The organism is Neobacillus sp. PS2-9, from assembly GCF_030915525.1.
Taxonomy (GTDB): Bacteria; Bacillota; Bacilli; order Bacillales; family Cytobacillaceae; genus Neobacillus.
Genome location: NZ_CP133269.1, coordinates 2,368,697 through 2,382,238, shown reverse-complemented (window position 1 = coordinate 2,382,238; position 13,542 = coordinate 2,368,697). Strand labels below are relative to the sequence as shown.

The following is a 13,542-nucleotide window of genomic DNA, read 5'->3' as shown; positions in this document are numbered from 1 at the left end:
AAAATCTCCTTACTATAAGAATTTTTTAATAACCCATATACACAGTTTTTAATTGAGTGAAAAATTCTAAACCAACTCTTCCTGACTCCCGGAAGGTGGACGTGCTTGATTTTTTTAGACCTCCAAAAGGTGCATTCATTAAATTACCGGTTGTAGTGCGATTCACTTTTACTGTCCCTGCTTGTATGTCCTTAGTAAATTGGTTGGCAATCTTTAGATTATTCGTCACGATTGAGGCAGACAAGCCGTACTCGACATCATTTGCAATAGCGATAGCTTCTTCATATGTATCTACTTCTATCACAGCCACAACCGGACCAAAGATCTCTTCCATCGCAATTCGGGAATTGGGGTTAACATTTGTAAAAATTGCTGGCTTAACATAAAATCCCTTTTGGTATTCACCAGAAGTTAAATGGTCCCCACCGTATTCCAATGTCGCACCATCTTGTTTTCCATATTCCACATATTTCAAGACATTTTTCAATTGCTTTTCATTCGCAAGCGGCCCAATTTTAACACCAGGCTCAAAACCATGTCCTATTTTAAGGGCACTAGTCTTTTCCACAAGTTTTTGAACGAATTCGTCTTTAACATCTCTTAAAACAATGACCCTGCTGGTTCCTGTACATGCTTGCCCCGTTAAGGAAAACCCTCCGTTAACAACCAACGTAGCTGCTAGATTGAGGTCGGCATCATCCATAACAATTAACGGATTTTTCCCTCCAAGCTCCATTTGTGTACGGGTCGTAAATCCTGCCTTTTTATGAATATCTTCCCCTGCTGCTGTTGATCCTGTAAAAGTCACTGCCCGAACAGAAGGATGCGTCACCAACAAATCACCTACGTTAGATGCTTTTCCTGTTACAAAGTTAATAACACCTTTAGGAATTCCAGCCTTATCCAATGCTTCGACTAAACGTAAGGCGATCAGTGGAGTATCAGAAGAAGGTTTAAAAACAACCGTATTTCCTGTGATTAATGCAGGAGCAATTTTTCTAGCAGGAATAGAAAGTGGAAAGTTCCAAGGAGTAATTACACTCACTACTCCAAGTGGTTCTCTTTCGGTTGAAACTTTCATATTTGAGTCATCATTTGGAAAGGTCTCCCCTGTAAAGCTTTGACCTTCTACTGCATAATACCGAAGAGTTTGCGCAGAACGTAACACTTCATTCTTGGCATCATCAACGTGCTTACCTTCTTCTCTAGTTAACTCTTCAGCAAGGGATTGAACATTTTGTTCTAAAAAACTTGCCGCTTGATTTAAGATGGACGCCCGTTTTGATGGTGCAGTTTGAGACCAGCTAGGAAAGGCCGTTTGGGCAGATTCAATTGCTAATTGGACATCCTGTTCGTTTGATGCTTGGAAACTGCCGACAATATCTTCGTTATTGGCTGGGTTCACACTATTAAACGTTTTCTTGCTTACTGATTCTTGCCATTCTCCATTAATATAATTATTGAAGGTTGCTACTTTTGTTGTAAGCACTACGATCACCTTTTTCATGATTGATTTAATCCTATAAAACAGGGATTATTTTATAAAAATGGCCGTCAATTAAACCTCTAAACTACAAGATTATAATGACGGCCTGTCAAAGGGACGGATTCACAATGATTCATTTAAATCCGTTATATATGATTATTATTTCGCTTCAACTAACGCGCCTAAATCTTGTTCTAAATACTCTCTCCATAGCCCATCCATGTACATACGGCGCATTTTTGCTCCAGTCCGTACAACTTCTAGGCATCGTTGCTGCAATTCAGGAGTATCCGCATGGTCTAGAACAATTTTGTATCCACGCTCACCATGGATCTCATCAGATACGATGTGTAAGTCGAAGAATTCAATTTCTTCATCCGTAAATCCATATTGTTCGCGTAATGCTGGAGTCTGCTTTCTATAGATATCAGGCACTTGAGATTCTAACCCTACAACTAATGCTGCTGTTGCTACAACGAAATTTTCCCTCGCCGCAACCGCGTAGCACCAGCTTTGTAACCCTAATGTAGTCGGCGCCATATTGGCCGGATCGATAATGCGTTCTCTTGTTGTACCACATGCTTCAGCAAAACGAATGAGTAAATCAGTATGGCGATCTGCAGCAATTTCTTCTTCATACATGTTTTGTAATGTAAAGTCTTTTGCCGATTCGAATTTTGGATCGCTTGGAGTATTGTGATAAATATAAGCTAAGTAATCTGCAAACGGTCCTACATAGTGGTAATGATTTTCAGCCCAACTAGCAAAATGTTTTCTTTCAAGTCTTCCCTCGGCCCAAGCTACTGTGAATGGAGCCTTCTGGCTATGATTTCCTTTTATAGCTTCTTCTAATTCCTTGCGAAATTCATCTTTTGATAATAATTCTGTCAACTGAAACTCCTCCTCTTTTTTTATGTAGGTACCAATGTTTTTCTTGGTATTTGATATTTTGTATACCAAATTAGTTAAAAAATAAAAAGATTGTTATTTTATTCACTGTCCAACAGCCTTTTACTCTATGAAACTATCCATTTGGTATACCTTGAATTAATACTATCAAGAAGTTGTTTATTTGTAAATATAATTTTTAGAATTTTTTAAAGATTATTTATTTTCATGTTTTAATTTTGCACATCTACTTTAATATTGATTAATTTATAAAGTTCTAGAGTAAGTTGATCTAATGACTCTTCGACAATCTGCCGCCCTATCTCCCAGCTTGCTTTGGTTCCATCACCAATACAACCATTTTTGGTCATTTCTTCGTAGTAATAAAACCCTTGAATTGCTTTACCAGGTCTAAGCTGTTTCCATCTTCCTTCTACCTGAATATCACCTTTCTCTAATTGTTCAGGACGGACGAGCTCTGGTGCTAAATAGAGTGCTTCTGAAACTTCTCGTTCGCAGCTATGGCCAAACAATGTGGATTTCACATGCTCTTTAATTGCCTCTTTTGCAGAAGCTGTCGTTTTGGCATAATAAACTTCAACATTCAATTCTTTCGTTATTATCATTGAAGCAACATTAAGCGTCGATTGGTTTCCACCGTGAGAATTTAATAATAAAAACTTTTTCACACCATGATGCTTTAAGGATGAAATGACATCCTTTAAAATGGCTATTAACGTCGTTGGCTGCAACGATATGGTCCCTGGAAAATTCAAATGATGTGGTGAAACACCCATATTAATTGTAGGAGTAACTAGCGCATAGGGAAACATTCTTTCACCTAGTTTCTTCGCCATTCTTTCTGCTAAGACTGCATCACAGCTTTCTACCATATGTGGTCCATGCTGTTCATGTGCCCCAATTGGAATAATAGCAAACTTCACAGTCTGTAAAGCTTCTTCTACTTCTTTCCATGTCATGGCTGTAAGATCATAACTATTCAACACTCATTCACCTACCGGTACTTATTGTATTTTGTATACCATATTCCATTTAAAAAAAAGCGCATTATGCTTGATATGCTGATTTTTTCTTTGGAGCCTGGATTGTAATATTTTCTTGAGAGATTTCAATATCTTGTTGAATTGTTAATTGACATGTAAGACGGTATCCCTCATTTACTTTTTCACCTAGCATTTTTTCTTCTTTCCAATTTGGTGGTGCTAATGAGTCTGCGCCGTTTATAACAATACACGAACATTTAGTACATCGTCCCATACCACAACCATACTTTAATTTAGGCAATTGGCGTGTCCCAGCTAGCACTACTAAATTGGCATTATCTTTTACTTCTTGTTCAATTGTTGTCCCATCTACATGAAGAATAACTTTTGGCATAAAACTTCCCCTTTCTATTTATTCTAAAAATTTTGAACCTTTACTGAAGTATACAATCTTTTCGTGGGAGAAGCAAACTGGATTTTGTAATTTCAATAATTATTTAAATATTTTGAATATACCTTGAACATTTAATCTACTTGAGATAAAATGGTAACAAGTACTTTGGTATACAATATTCCACTCAGGGGTGATAGAGCACTTTAATAATTTTTTTATTCATTATACTTAGTTACAAATGGTTTAATACTTACTTAAAGGGGTGTTTTATTTGGGAAAATATATTGTATTAACGAATAAGGATACGTTTCAAACAATTCTCGAGAATGATGGTTTAGAGCCTGTTGAAACCTATCACTTCTACTTCTTTGATAAGTTAAAGGCGAAATACACAATTGCAAAAGTACTTGATGAAAATATGAAAATTCAACTATTTGAAATCTATGAAGGAAAAGAATACGTAAATCATATAGCTGTTAAGTTTTTTGAACGATTTGATACAATTGAAGCCGCTCGAGAGGAATTAAGCGAGATCGTTAAAGCATCTGGTAACAGTGATGACTCTGTAAATTCTAAGCTAGTAAAATCAGATGAGGTAGCCGTTTAAGAAATAATTAGCCATAAGAGATCTTCTTTATATACAAAATCCGGAGAGAAAAGCGGTGTCTCTCCGTTTTTTTATATATTGTGCTTAATAAATGAAAAAACCGCCACATAAAGTGACGGTTTGTAATAGATTTTTTTAGAACTTTAATGTTTTTTTAAGTGATGCTAATTTCTTTTCAGCTTTCTCCGCCGCTTTTTTAGATCCAAATAGAAAGTTAAACATGTTATATCCCCCTGTATAAATAGTTATTTGATACTGTAATTGTATTATGTGATTAAAAATAAAACAACATTTTGTATACCAAATACCAAAAATAATTTAAAAATATGGCTAAAACGTGACAATATCCACAAAAAAAATACGTTTGGTATACAACTTTAAAGGTAAGGGTGTAAATATGCTTAGATTTATGCTGTTTTCGGTTATTTTATTGTATTTATTCGATGTTCTTTTGCCTATGTTCCATATTGGCCCCATAATATCCTGTTTAAGTCTTGTCATAGTCCTATGGACATTATTTCAAGCGAAACGATTTGTCCAACTATTGGGAAGCACATTTTTGATCCTCGGTTCTGTATTATTGTGGTCGAGCGGAGCCTCTTGGCAGCACTATATCCTATCCTTCGGTCCAATGCTGGACTTGCTAACTATGTTTACATTGATTCCAATTTTAGGAATACCAATTAAATTAGGAGGTTACAGCGGAGGTATTCAAACGATTATTCAAAAGAAAGTGAAAACCTCTGGACAACTCTATATGATTACATCGGGTATATCCTATTTTTTTAGTATCTTTATGAATCTTGCCACCTTACCAATGACTTACTACTCTATAAGGCCTGCATTAGATATCATTCCAGTAAAAAATAAAGAACGCTTCATGAGCAGAGCCATTACGCGAGGATTCGCCATGCCTTTACTGTGGGCCCCAGTTACCCCCATTGTCGGCATTGTCATTACAATGACGGACGTAAGCTGGGTATCAATTTTGCCTTATGTTGTTCCCTTAAGTATCTTTGGCATGGGGATTGACTGGTATATTGGTTCTCGTAAAGCAAAAATTATGACCCCTAATAAAGAAAACACTGCCATACATGAGACTGCTGCAACGATAGATTCTAGTCAGTCCCCTCGATCTGGTAGAGTCTTTCAAATTTTTCTAGCAATTATTATTTTCAATGTTGTTATTTCATTAGTAGAAACAAAGTTTCCTTATCCGTTTTTAATTCTAATATCCTTAATGGTCATCCCTTTTTCGCTTACTTGGTCTCTATTTTTAAAAAAAGGGAAAGAGTTCGGTTCACACTTAATTACGCATTTTCAATCCTTTTCTGTAAGTATGAAAGACCAATTCTTCATTTATCTATCAGCAGGTTTTTTTATTTCAACTATCAACGTTTCTCATACCAATGTCTGGTTGGACGCGCTAGTCAATCATTTTATTAGTTTTGCTGGTGTGGAAATCTTTTTACTTTTACTGCCCTTAATCCCTCTGGCTTTTGCTTTTCTAGGACTTCATCCTGCTGTTTCTCTTGCATTAATGCTTGAGGGCTTAAATCCAAAGGTCATAGGGATATCTCCTCATATATTAACAGTAGCTATGTTGGCAGGAGCTGTTTCATCCTTTCTTGTGGGGCCATATAACGCCACGTTAGGTCTTATGTCAAACATTGTAAAGGAGAGCTCTTACAAAGTATCCAATTGGAATTTATCCTTCGCTGGGCTTTATATTGCATGCGTAATGTTGTATTTATTTGTCTTACAATTGTTCTTAGGTTGAATGTGAACATTAAAAGAGGTGTCAATCTAATGACACCTCTTTACTATGACCCTCACTTTTCTTCATGAATTTGTTTCACAATTTCCTTCGCAAAATGTCCAAGACTCCCCTCACTATACGAACGGATAACCTCTGGAGCAAGGGATGCTAATGCTCTTTGTAGATACTCCGAAGATAGCCCCTTTTTTGCAAATTCATTCTCTAAATTTATTGCAGTTTTAAGTGCGTAATAGGTTGCTATTTTATTTACTTGCGTTAAGGATTCTTCACTGTCCACTACTATCTTTCCAAGAAAGTTAAAATATTCTTCTACAATGGATGGTATTACGGTTTCTGAAATAAACAAGCCATTTCCATGTTCTAATAAATCTCTCGCATGCCCCATATATTTTATTCCATGCACATTTAATGTTGAAAACGTGTTCCTCATTTCATTCGTAGGGAGGTTTGTAGCCATATTAATGATATAAGGTGAATGTTGCGTCTTACTTTGGAGTTTTAGACTTGAGATAAATGGGATTACCTCCATCGCTGGAAGTGCTAGGATTAACACATCTAATTCTGATAAATCTTCTTCCTTTAATAGATAGCTAGTTTGGTAATGCTGAACACATTGTTCTGCTTTCGTTCGATTAGGGTGGTAAAGGCCTATTGATATTCTTTGTTGATCCCAATGTGTTAGCATCGCAGTGCCTAATTTACCAAGTCCTACTAAACCGACTTTTTTTTGATTCATTTTGTCCCTCCTCTTTTTTCTATCATCCTATGATAACCGTCCCACCAAAATAACAACTGCACCTTCCTTCATGAAAATAAGGGCCTCCTATTAATCAGTATTACTGACATTTAGGATAGCCCCCTATTTATAGATACTAGCTTATTATTTATTTTACCAAATGATTACCGCTATAATTGTAGCGAGAATAAGACCTGTCATAACTGGAATGAAGTTTTTTCTCGCAAGCTCTATAGGTGAAATTTGTAGGAAGCCTGCTACTGCTACTAATGATGACCAAGCAATAATTGTGCCCCCGCCTCCCCAGATAGCACCCATTTGTCCAATAGCTGCCATAGTCGAAGCATCAAGTCCACTACCATTAGCTAACGCTCCAGATAAAGCTCCTGTTAATGGAAGCCCCGAGAATCCAGAACCATCCAATCCAGTAACTAATCCCACGATCAATATACCAATTCCTGCAAAAAACGGGTTATGCGGGATAAAATTTTGACCAGCTTGGATCATATCAAATAGAAAAGCAGGCTTTGCAGCGTCTTCCCCTAACGAAAGAATTGCAGGTGTAAAATCACTACTACCCATAAAGAAGAACCCTGCAATCGGAATAACGGGAGCCATTGCCTTAAAAGCAAAGACAAATCCTTCTGTAATATGATCGCTTATCTTATCGAGAGAATGCAGTCTGTTAAATGCGATTGTAGCTAATAGTAACAGAATCGTTGCAACACCACCTATAAATGCAGCTCCATCTGTGCCCTCAAATCCAGATCCACCACCTAACTTGGTCTGGAACATAAATACCATTACAGCTAACATGGAAAGAGGAACAATAATCGAAAATACTTTGCCCCATGTTTGTTTTCTCTTGAGGATCTCTTCACTATCTACTGCTGTAGCGGCAAGCTCATCTGCTACTTCGAAGAATGCCTTTTCACCTTGATTAAATCCAATTCCGGATTCTGATGTAGATTTTTTTGTAATCGTCTTGCGCTGCTGTAAATATACCATTGTTAATGCACTAACCCCTGTAATAACTGAAAGGATTAATCCCTTATCTGCAACTGCAGCTTTATCGATTCCTGCTGCCTTCGCACTTAGCATAGGCGCAACCTGCATAATATAGTCGGAAGAAAGTGCCATACCTTGACCTGCAATGACAATAACCATTGCTGCCGTCATTGGTTGAAGACCTGCACTTACTGCAGCTGGTACAAGCAGAGCACAAATGAGCGGTACAGCAGGGGTTGGCCAGAAAAAGAGTGAAATCACATACGTAGTAACCATTAGCACTAAATAAGAAACATGTCCATTCACCATAATTTTTTGTATAGGAACAACCATCTTTTTATCCGCGCCGATATCTTTTAAAGAGTTAAGAAGACCAATCATAATAGATATAATGAGGAAAATACTAAATAGCTCCTTAGCAGCTACAAGGTTCGCGTTAAATACTGCTTGAAACCCAGCTATTAAACTACCTTTATAGACAACTGCCACTAAAAAGGTTCCAATGATAATAGGTAAAACAACACCTTTTCTAAAAAGCATGGTGACGATGACAGCTATAGTTACAATTAAATAAATCCAGTGAGCTGCAGTTAATTCCATAGTTCCCCTCCGTTATCTTAAATAATTTAAAACAATACGAAAGTCTTCCATAATTTCATGGAAAGGAGCACAGGAGAGGAATTAGTTAATTTTGCTTCTTTACTCTTGGTGTTTTCCTCAACTATATAAATCTTTTGTCACCTTAGAGCTTAACAAGTGCTATTTTCATTGTTTAGAGATACTAACAAAGGAAATATTTTGTATTTTGTAGATTGTATACCATGGTTATATAAAGAAAAATGCATAATACCCAAATCAATTCTACTTCGTATGAAATAACAGATAACTAATCGTTCATAGTATCCTAAAGAATTCTTTCCACCAATTAATTAATAGTAAAAGATTTTTTGGTAGTATGATCTCCCCGGAAAATGGCCATCCCCCCTTCTTTTGCACTATGTAGACCTTGTTAACTATAAGGTTGAAATAAATATAACATTATTCTTTTTACTTTGCAAAACAATTTTGAAAATTTAGAAGTTTATATATATTCGTAATTTAACCCTTGATTTCAAGACATGTTTTAGATAAAATAAAGAAAATTATTGGTATACAGTATACGAAAATAGTCATATAAGGATTCATTGTTTATAAATTTGGCTCTGTTAAACGTGTCTGTTGATTTCCGCTCCAGTCGCTTCGCTTTCCGTGGGCGTTTCGGCGAGCCTCCTCGGCGCATGCGCCTGCGGGGTCTCCCCTGAACCGTACTCCCACAGGAGTCTTCGCGTATTCCGCTCCAATCAACAGGGTATAAAAATCAACATTGTTCTTTAACACAGCCATAATTTAATAGTTTGTTAAAATTTATACAAGAGGAGAATAAATATGCTTAGAGCTGGTATTATAGGTTTCGGAACACTTGGTAGGAGTATTAGCGAATTAATTGCGTCCGGACAGGCTGGGAATGTAAAACTTCAAGCTATTTTAGTTAGAACCCCACTAAACCCGACTGATACTCCCCCCGTACATTGTACTGTTACAACGGAGGAAGAAGTTTTTTTTAATCAAAATTTAGATATCATTATTGAAGCAGCTGGACATCATGCCCTCCAGCTCTACGGTGAAAAAGCCCTTACATCTGGGAGTAACCTAGTTATTCTTTCCGTCGGTGCACTAGCAAATGTTGACTTCTATGAGTCATTGATGAAAACAGCCACTACCCAAAACAAACAACTGATTATCCCCTCTGCAGCTATCGCTGGTTTAGATCGAATAGCTGCTGGTGTGTTAGGTGAGATTGATGAAATAACACTTATTACGAGGAAACCACCAAAAAGTTGGTATGGAACAATTGCAGAGGAAAAAGTAAATCTTGAAACTATTCAGGAGCCCTATTGCATTTTCGATGGCAATGCTAGACACGCCGCAAAATTATTCCCTGAAAATGTAAATGTCTCAGCTGCATTAAGTCTTGCTGGTATAGGATTTGAGGATACAAAGGTTCAAGTGTATGTTGACCCGACGATTAATAAAAACACACATACGATCATAGCAAAAGGCTATTTTGGTCAGGTGGAGATATCAGTGCAAAACAATCCTTATACACAAAACCCAAAATCTAGCCCCATTGTATCAATGAGTGTAGCAAAGGTTTTAAAAAATCTAACCTCTTCTCTTGTCATTGGAGTATAAATACAAAAAAGTGAAACTCCATCCGTTGATGAAGTTTCACTTTTTATTTGTTTTTCTTTCCTATATTTACAGCTTCAATATACGCTTTGCGAGAATTTTCGATATGGATTTTGGTCAAATACTCAGCCATCTCCACTTCTTGATTTACAATGGCTTCCATAATTTTTAAATGCTCTTCCATAGACTTCTTTGGTCTACCTGGATTTTTATATCCCGTTTTTGCAAACGCCCTAATATAATCAGATAATCCACTCAGCATTTCATATAGCTTGTTATTTTTAGCAGAACTGTATAGGAGATGATTCAATTCACCATGTAGCGAAGAGATATCAGAATCAGAATCATTATCATCCTGTAAACAGGCTTCAATCTTCTGACTGTATTCAATAAATTTACTTTTCGTTTCATCATCTAACTTTTGAGCGGCTAATTTTGCTGCCAATACTTCAAGAGACGAAAGAATTGTAAATACTTCGATAATTTCCTTCTCAGAAATATCTGCAACGATTACACCTTTCCTAGGAACTGTTTTGACAAACCCTTGTGATTCTAATCTAAATAGCGCTTCACGAATTGGTGTTCTACTTATATTCAATCGTTCAGCCAGTTCACGCTCCACTAAACGATCTCCTGTTTTAAATTCACCTTCTAAGATCAAGTCTTTTATGTGTATATAGACTCTTTCACGCAAAGATATTAGGTCTTCCTCTACCCAATTATTCCCCACTTTTTCTCCTTCTTTCTAGGTATACATTGTACCAATTATATCGTAATCTATTTGTAAACATCAACTTCTTTGGATGAATTTTCCACGATAAAATTCCTTGCATATCTTCTAAATGTACTTAATTAGGGACCCTAGAGTCATCAAAAACAGCATCCGTAATCATCCTTGTCATCATTTCAGCTAGTCTCATAACGACAAACAATCTTGTATTATTAAGTGATTGAGTGGGTGATAGCGGGTCTAGGTAATTAACAATTGCTTTCAAATGATAATCCCCAACATTAGGTAAAGATTTGTTTAAAGCCATTCCTGGTATAAACGGACCTTCTTTTAGCAAGATGTATCCTATTTGCCTTTCATCACCCAAACAGGCATCAATACCCAAAATAAATGGATCATGATAAGTTTGAAAAATATCCTTCATTATTTTCTTTATATTTAATGCATGGACTGGTTCTTCTAATGTTCCATAAACAGGATAAGGAATCTTTCTATCTTTTAACATCGTACCCACAAGAGGCCCGAGTGAGTCTCCTGTTGAGCGATCAGAACCCACACACAAAATAATGAATGGATTGGAGGTGTTAGAAAACAATTCTCTCAATTTACTAACCATTTCTTGAAACTCAGTTCCTTCAGTGGTCTGTTTAAGGGAATAATAATATGGCCTTTCATCCCCTTCAAATTTCTTTTTCTTGCCAACAAAAGGCCACATACCCCTCCACCTCAGTTCTAGTTGTTTTTTCTCTTCTTTTATGAATACTCCACGTTTTTCACTACACTGACATTGTATATTCTTTATTTTATGATATGTATGACAAAACCTGCTATATTCGTGTGAATAAAAATCAATTAAAAACACTAGTTCGTTCACAGCTTTGTAACATTTATAGCCTTATTGAGAACTGGACAATACATTTTTGCCAAACACATCTTCACTAACCGGTCCCAAAAAGCAGAAAAGTCAGATTTTTATATTAGAATCTGTTATACTATTAGTATCCCCAAAAATCAAATAAGGGAAAATAATTAATTGTTCTTGTTCCCCATTGTTCTTTTTTATGAGATCTATAATTCATTGCAGGAGGTTTGCTATGTACAAGATTAAAGAAAAAGAAAAAATATTTATTTACACTGGACCAGATGGCTCTGGAAGAAAAACCGTCGCCAAAATGGTAGCAACTGCGTTTGATATGGAAACTGTACTCTCCTACACTACTCGTCCTCCCCGTCCATATGAGAAAAATGGTGAAGACTACCATTTTATAAATGAAGAAGATTTCAAAAAAATGCAAGAAAACCATGAGTTTCTAGAAAGTGTAGAAATAGATGGATTCTATTATGGTATTTGTGAGCAGGATATTGTAAAAGCATTCGAGAATCATAATCTTGTTTATTTAACTTTAAATCCTGAAGGTACAGAAAAATTGAAGAAGTTATATGGAGAACGGGTCATGCGTTTCTTCATTTATGCTGATCGCGATACAGTTATTGAAAGACAAAAAGAACGCCAAGATCATACTGACGAAATCAGTCGTCATATGAGCCATTATGATGAAATTATGGCGTATAAATCAAATTGTGAGCACGCCTTTGAAAACTATGACCTACCACAGGTTTCTTTTCAGATTAGTGAAGTCATCGAAGCTTTTCTTGACAGAGGTTTTGAAGTAACCGATTATTAAGCAATAAATAACATAGGACCATTGAGAAGGATACATTATCCAATTTTTCAAGGTCCTATTTTAAATGGATGGATATTCCATAAAATCCATTTCATTGATTTTCGACTTTAGTAAGTACTATACTTATTTTTATAAATTACTAGGAGGCAACTAATATGAAAAGCTTACACGATACAACTACATTACATAATGGAGTTAAAATGCCATGGTTTGGACTTGGTGTATATAAAGTGCGCCAAGGAGAAGAAGCACTTCATGCTGTAAAACATGCTCTAAATGCCGGCTACAAAAGCATTGATACTGCTGCACTTTATGAAAATGAAGAAAGTGTAGGACAAGCTATTAAAGAGGCAGGTATTCCACGGGAAGAGTTGTTTATAACAACAAAAGTGTGGAATTCAGATCAGCGGAATGATACCGTCCTTGAAGCATTTGAAACAAGCTTAAGTAAACTTGGTCTTGATTATGTTGATTTATATCTCATTCACTGGCCTGTAAAGGAAAAGTATAAAGAAACGTGGAAGGTTCTAGAAACATTATATACAGAGGGCCGTGTGAGGGCAATTGGTGTCAGCAATTTTAATATCCACCATCTTGAAGATTTAATGACTGTTGCTGAGATCAAACCAATGGTCAATCAGGTGGAATTACATCCCCTCTTAGCACAGCCAGAATTACGAGAATTTTGCACGAAGCATGAGATACAAATTGAGGCTTGGGCTCCTCTAGGACAAGGTCGTCTACTTGATCACCCTGTATTACAGGAAATTGCTTCAGCTCACCATAAATCAATCGCGCAAGTTATCTTGCGCTGGGATCTACAAAATAGAATTGTAACCATTCCAAAGTCAATCAAAGAAAGCAGAATTATTGAAAATGCTAATATTTTTGATTTTACGTTAAATGAAAGTGACATGGAGAAAATTAATGCACTAAACGAGAACAAGCGATTTGGAGCAGATCCGGACAATTTTAATTTCTAGAATGGTAAAAAG

Annotated in this window: 12 protein-coding genes and 1 pseudogene; 5 read left to right on the top strand and 8 right to left on the bottom strand. The window is 36.3% G+C overall.

Annotated elements, in window-relative coordinates; all coding sequences use genetic code 11:
- Nucleotides 1-25: 25 nt before the first annotated feature.
- The 4 genes from RCG25_RS12010 to RCG25_RS11995 all read right to left on the bottom strand — a co-directional run bounded on the left by RCG25_RS12010 (nt 26) and on the right by RCG25_RS11995 (nt 3,772).
- On the bottom strand, nt 26-1,507 hold the full coding sequence (locus tag RCG25_RS12010) for an aldehyde dehydrogenase family protein (RefSeq protein ID WP_308083878.1): 1,482 nt from the start codon (nt 1,505-1,507) through the stop codon (nt 26-28).
- Between the two features lie 138 nt (nt 1,508-1,645).
- Nucleotides 1,646-2,377, bottom strand: coding sequence for an iron-containing redox enzyme family protein (locus RCG25_RS12005; protein ID WP_308083877.1), 732 nt, complete (start codon nt 2,375-2,377; stop codon nt 1,646-1,648).
- A gap of 230 nt (nt 2,378-2,607) precedes the next feature.
- Complete coding sequence (locus RCG25_RS12000; RefSeq protein ID WP_374121047.1) at nt 2,608-3,378, bottom strand: creatininase family protein; 771 nt, start codon at nt 3,376-3,378, stop codon at nt 2,608-2,610.
- 64 nt (nt 3,379-3,442) lie between these two features.
- The gene (locus RCG25_RS11995) at nt 3,443-3,772 is read right to left on the bottom strand and encodes a 2Fe-2S iron-sulfur cluster-binding protein (RefSeq protein WP_308083875.1); all 330 of its coding nucleotides are present in this window, start codon (nt 3,770-3,772) and stop codon (nt 3,443-3,445) included.
- Between the two features lie 271 nt (nt 3,773-4,043).
- Here RCG25_RS11995 and RCG25_RS11990 point away from each other — a divergent pair, with 271 nt between their 5' ends.
- Nucleotides 4,044-4,379, top strand: a complete 336-nt coding sequence (locus tag RCG25_RS11990) for a hypothetical protein (protein ID WP_308083874.1) — start codon at nt 4,044-4,046, stop codon at nt 4,377-4,379.
- Nucleotides 4,380-4,776: 397 nt separating this feature from the next.
- Nucleotides 4,777-6,159, top strand: coding sequence for a hypothetical protein (locus tag RCG25_RS11985; protein ID WP_308083873.1), 1,383 nt, complete (start codon nt 4,777-4,779; stop codon nt 6,157-6,159).
- Between the two features lie 52 nt (nt 6,160-6,211).
- Here RCG25_RS11985 and RCG25_RS11980 read toward each other — a convergent pair.
- Together RCG25_RS11980 and RCG25_RS11975 are read right to left on the bottom strand one after the other, a co-directional pair.
- Nucleotides 6,212-6,901: pseudogene (locus RCG25_RS11980) on the bottom strand (NAD(P)-binding domain-containing protein); the annotation flags it as partial.
- A gap of 147 nt (nt 6,902-7,048) precedes the next feature.
- Nucleotides 7,049-8,503, bottom strand: coding sequence for a hypothetical protein (locus tag RCG25_RS11975; RefSeq protein WP_308083872.1), 1,455 nt, complete (start codon nt 8,501-8,503; stop codon nt 7,049-7,051).
- A gap of 825 nt (nt 8,504-9,328) precedes the next feature.
- On the opposite strand from RCG25_RS11975, the gene RCG25_RS11970 reads away from it, so the two are divergent.
- Nucleotides 9,329-10,135, top strand: a complete 807-nt coding sequence (locus tag RCG25_RS11970) for an aspartate dehydrogenase (RefSeq protein WP_308083871.1) — start codon at nt 9,329-9,331, stop codon at nt 10,133-10,135.
- A 43-nt stretch (nt 10,136-10,178) separates the two neighbouring features.
- Here RCG25_RS11970 and RCG25_RS11965 read toward each other — a convergent pair whose 3' ends face one another.
- Both RCG25_RS11965 and yyaC read right to left on the bottom strand, forming a co-directional pair.
- A complete protein-coding gene (locus RCG25_RS11965) occupies nt 10,179-10,862 on the bottom strand; it encodes a GntR family transcriptional regulator (RefSeq protein WP_308083870.1) in 684 nt (227 codons plus the stop codon).
- A gap of 118 nt (nt 10,863-10,980) precedes the next feature.
- On the bottom strand, nt 10,981-11,577 hold the full coding sequence (gene yyaC, locus RCG25_RS11960; RefSeq protein WP_308083869.1) for a spore protease YyaC: 597 nt from the start codon (nt 11,575-11,577) through the stop codon (nt 10,981-10,983).
- A 379-nt stretch (nt 11,578-11,956) separates the two neighbouring features.
- Here yyaC and RCG25_RS11955 point away from each other — a divergent pair, with 379 nt between their 5' ends.
- Both RCG25_RS11955 and RCG25_RS11950 read left to right on the top strand, forming a co-directional pair.
- Complete coding sequence (locus RCG25_RS11955; protein ID WP_308083868.1) at nt 11,957-12,547, top strand: guanylate kinase; 591 nt, start codon at nt 11,957-11,959, stop codon at nt 12,545-12,547.
- A 155-nt stretch (nt 12,548-12,702) separates the two neighbouring features.
- Nucleotides 12,703-13,530, top strand: a complete 828-nt coding sequence (locus tag RCG25_RS11950; protein WP_308083867.1) for an aldo/keto reductase — start codon at nt 12,703-12,705, stop codon at nt 13,528-13,530.
- Nucleotides 13,531-13,542 lie beyond the last annotated feature (12 nt).

Excerpts from the sequence above, each read along its gene's own strand:
- RCG25_RS12010 (WP_308083878.1), bottom strand. The coding sequence starts at position 1,507 with ATGAAAAAGGTGATCGTAGTGCTTACAACAAAAGTAGCAACCTTCAAT.
- RCG25_RS11995 (WP_308083875.1), bottom strand. The coding sequence starts at position 3,772 with ATGCCAAAAGTTATTCTTCATGTAGATGGGACAACAATTGAACAAGAA.
- RCG25_RS11985 (WP_308083873.1), top strand. The coding sequence starts at position 4,777 with ATGCTTAGATTTATGCTGTTTTCGGTTATTTTATTGTATTTATTCGAT.
- RCG25_RS11975 (WP_308083872.1), bottom strand. The coding sequence starts at position 8,503 with ATGGAATTAACTGCAGCTCACTGGATTTATTTAATTGTAACTATAGCT.
- RCG25_RS11970 (WP_308083871.1), top strand. The coding sequence starts at position 9,329 with ATGCTTAGAGCTGGTATTATAGGTTTCGGAACACTTGGTAGGAGTATT.
- yyaC (WP_308083869.1), bottom strand. The coding sequence starts at position 11,577 with ATGTGGCCTTTTGTTGGCAAGAAAAAGAAATTTGAAGGGGATGAAAGG.
- RCG25_RS11955 (WP_308083868.1), top strand. The coding sequence starts at position 11,957 with ATGTACAAGATTAAAGAAAAAGAAAAAATATTTATTTACACTGGACCA.
- RCG25_RS11950 (WP_308083867.1), top strand. The coding sequence starts at position 12,703 with ATGAAAAGCTTACACGATACAACTACATTACATAATGGAGTTAAAATG.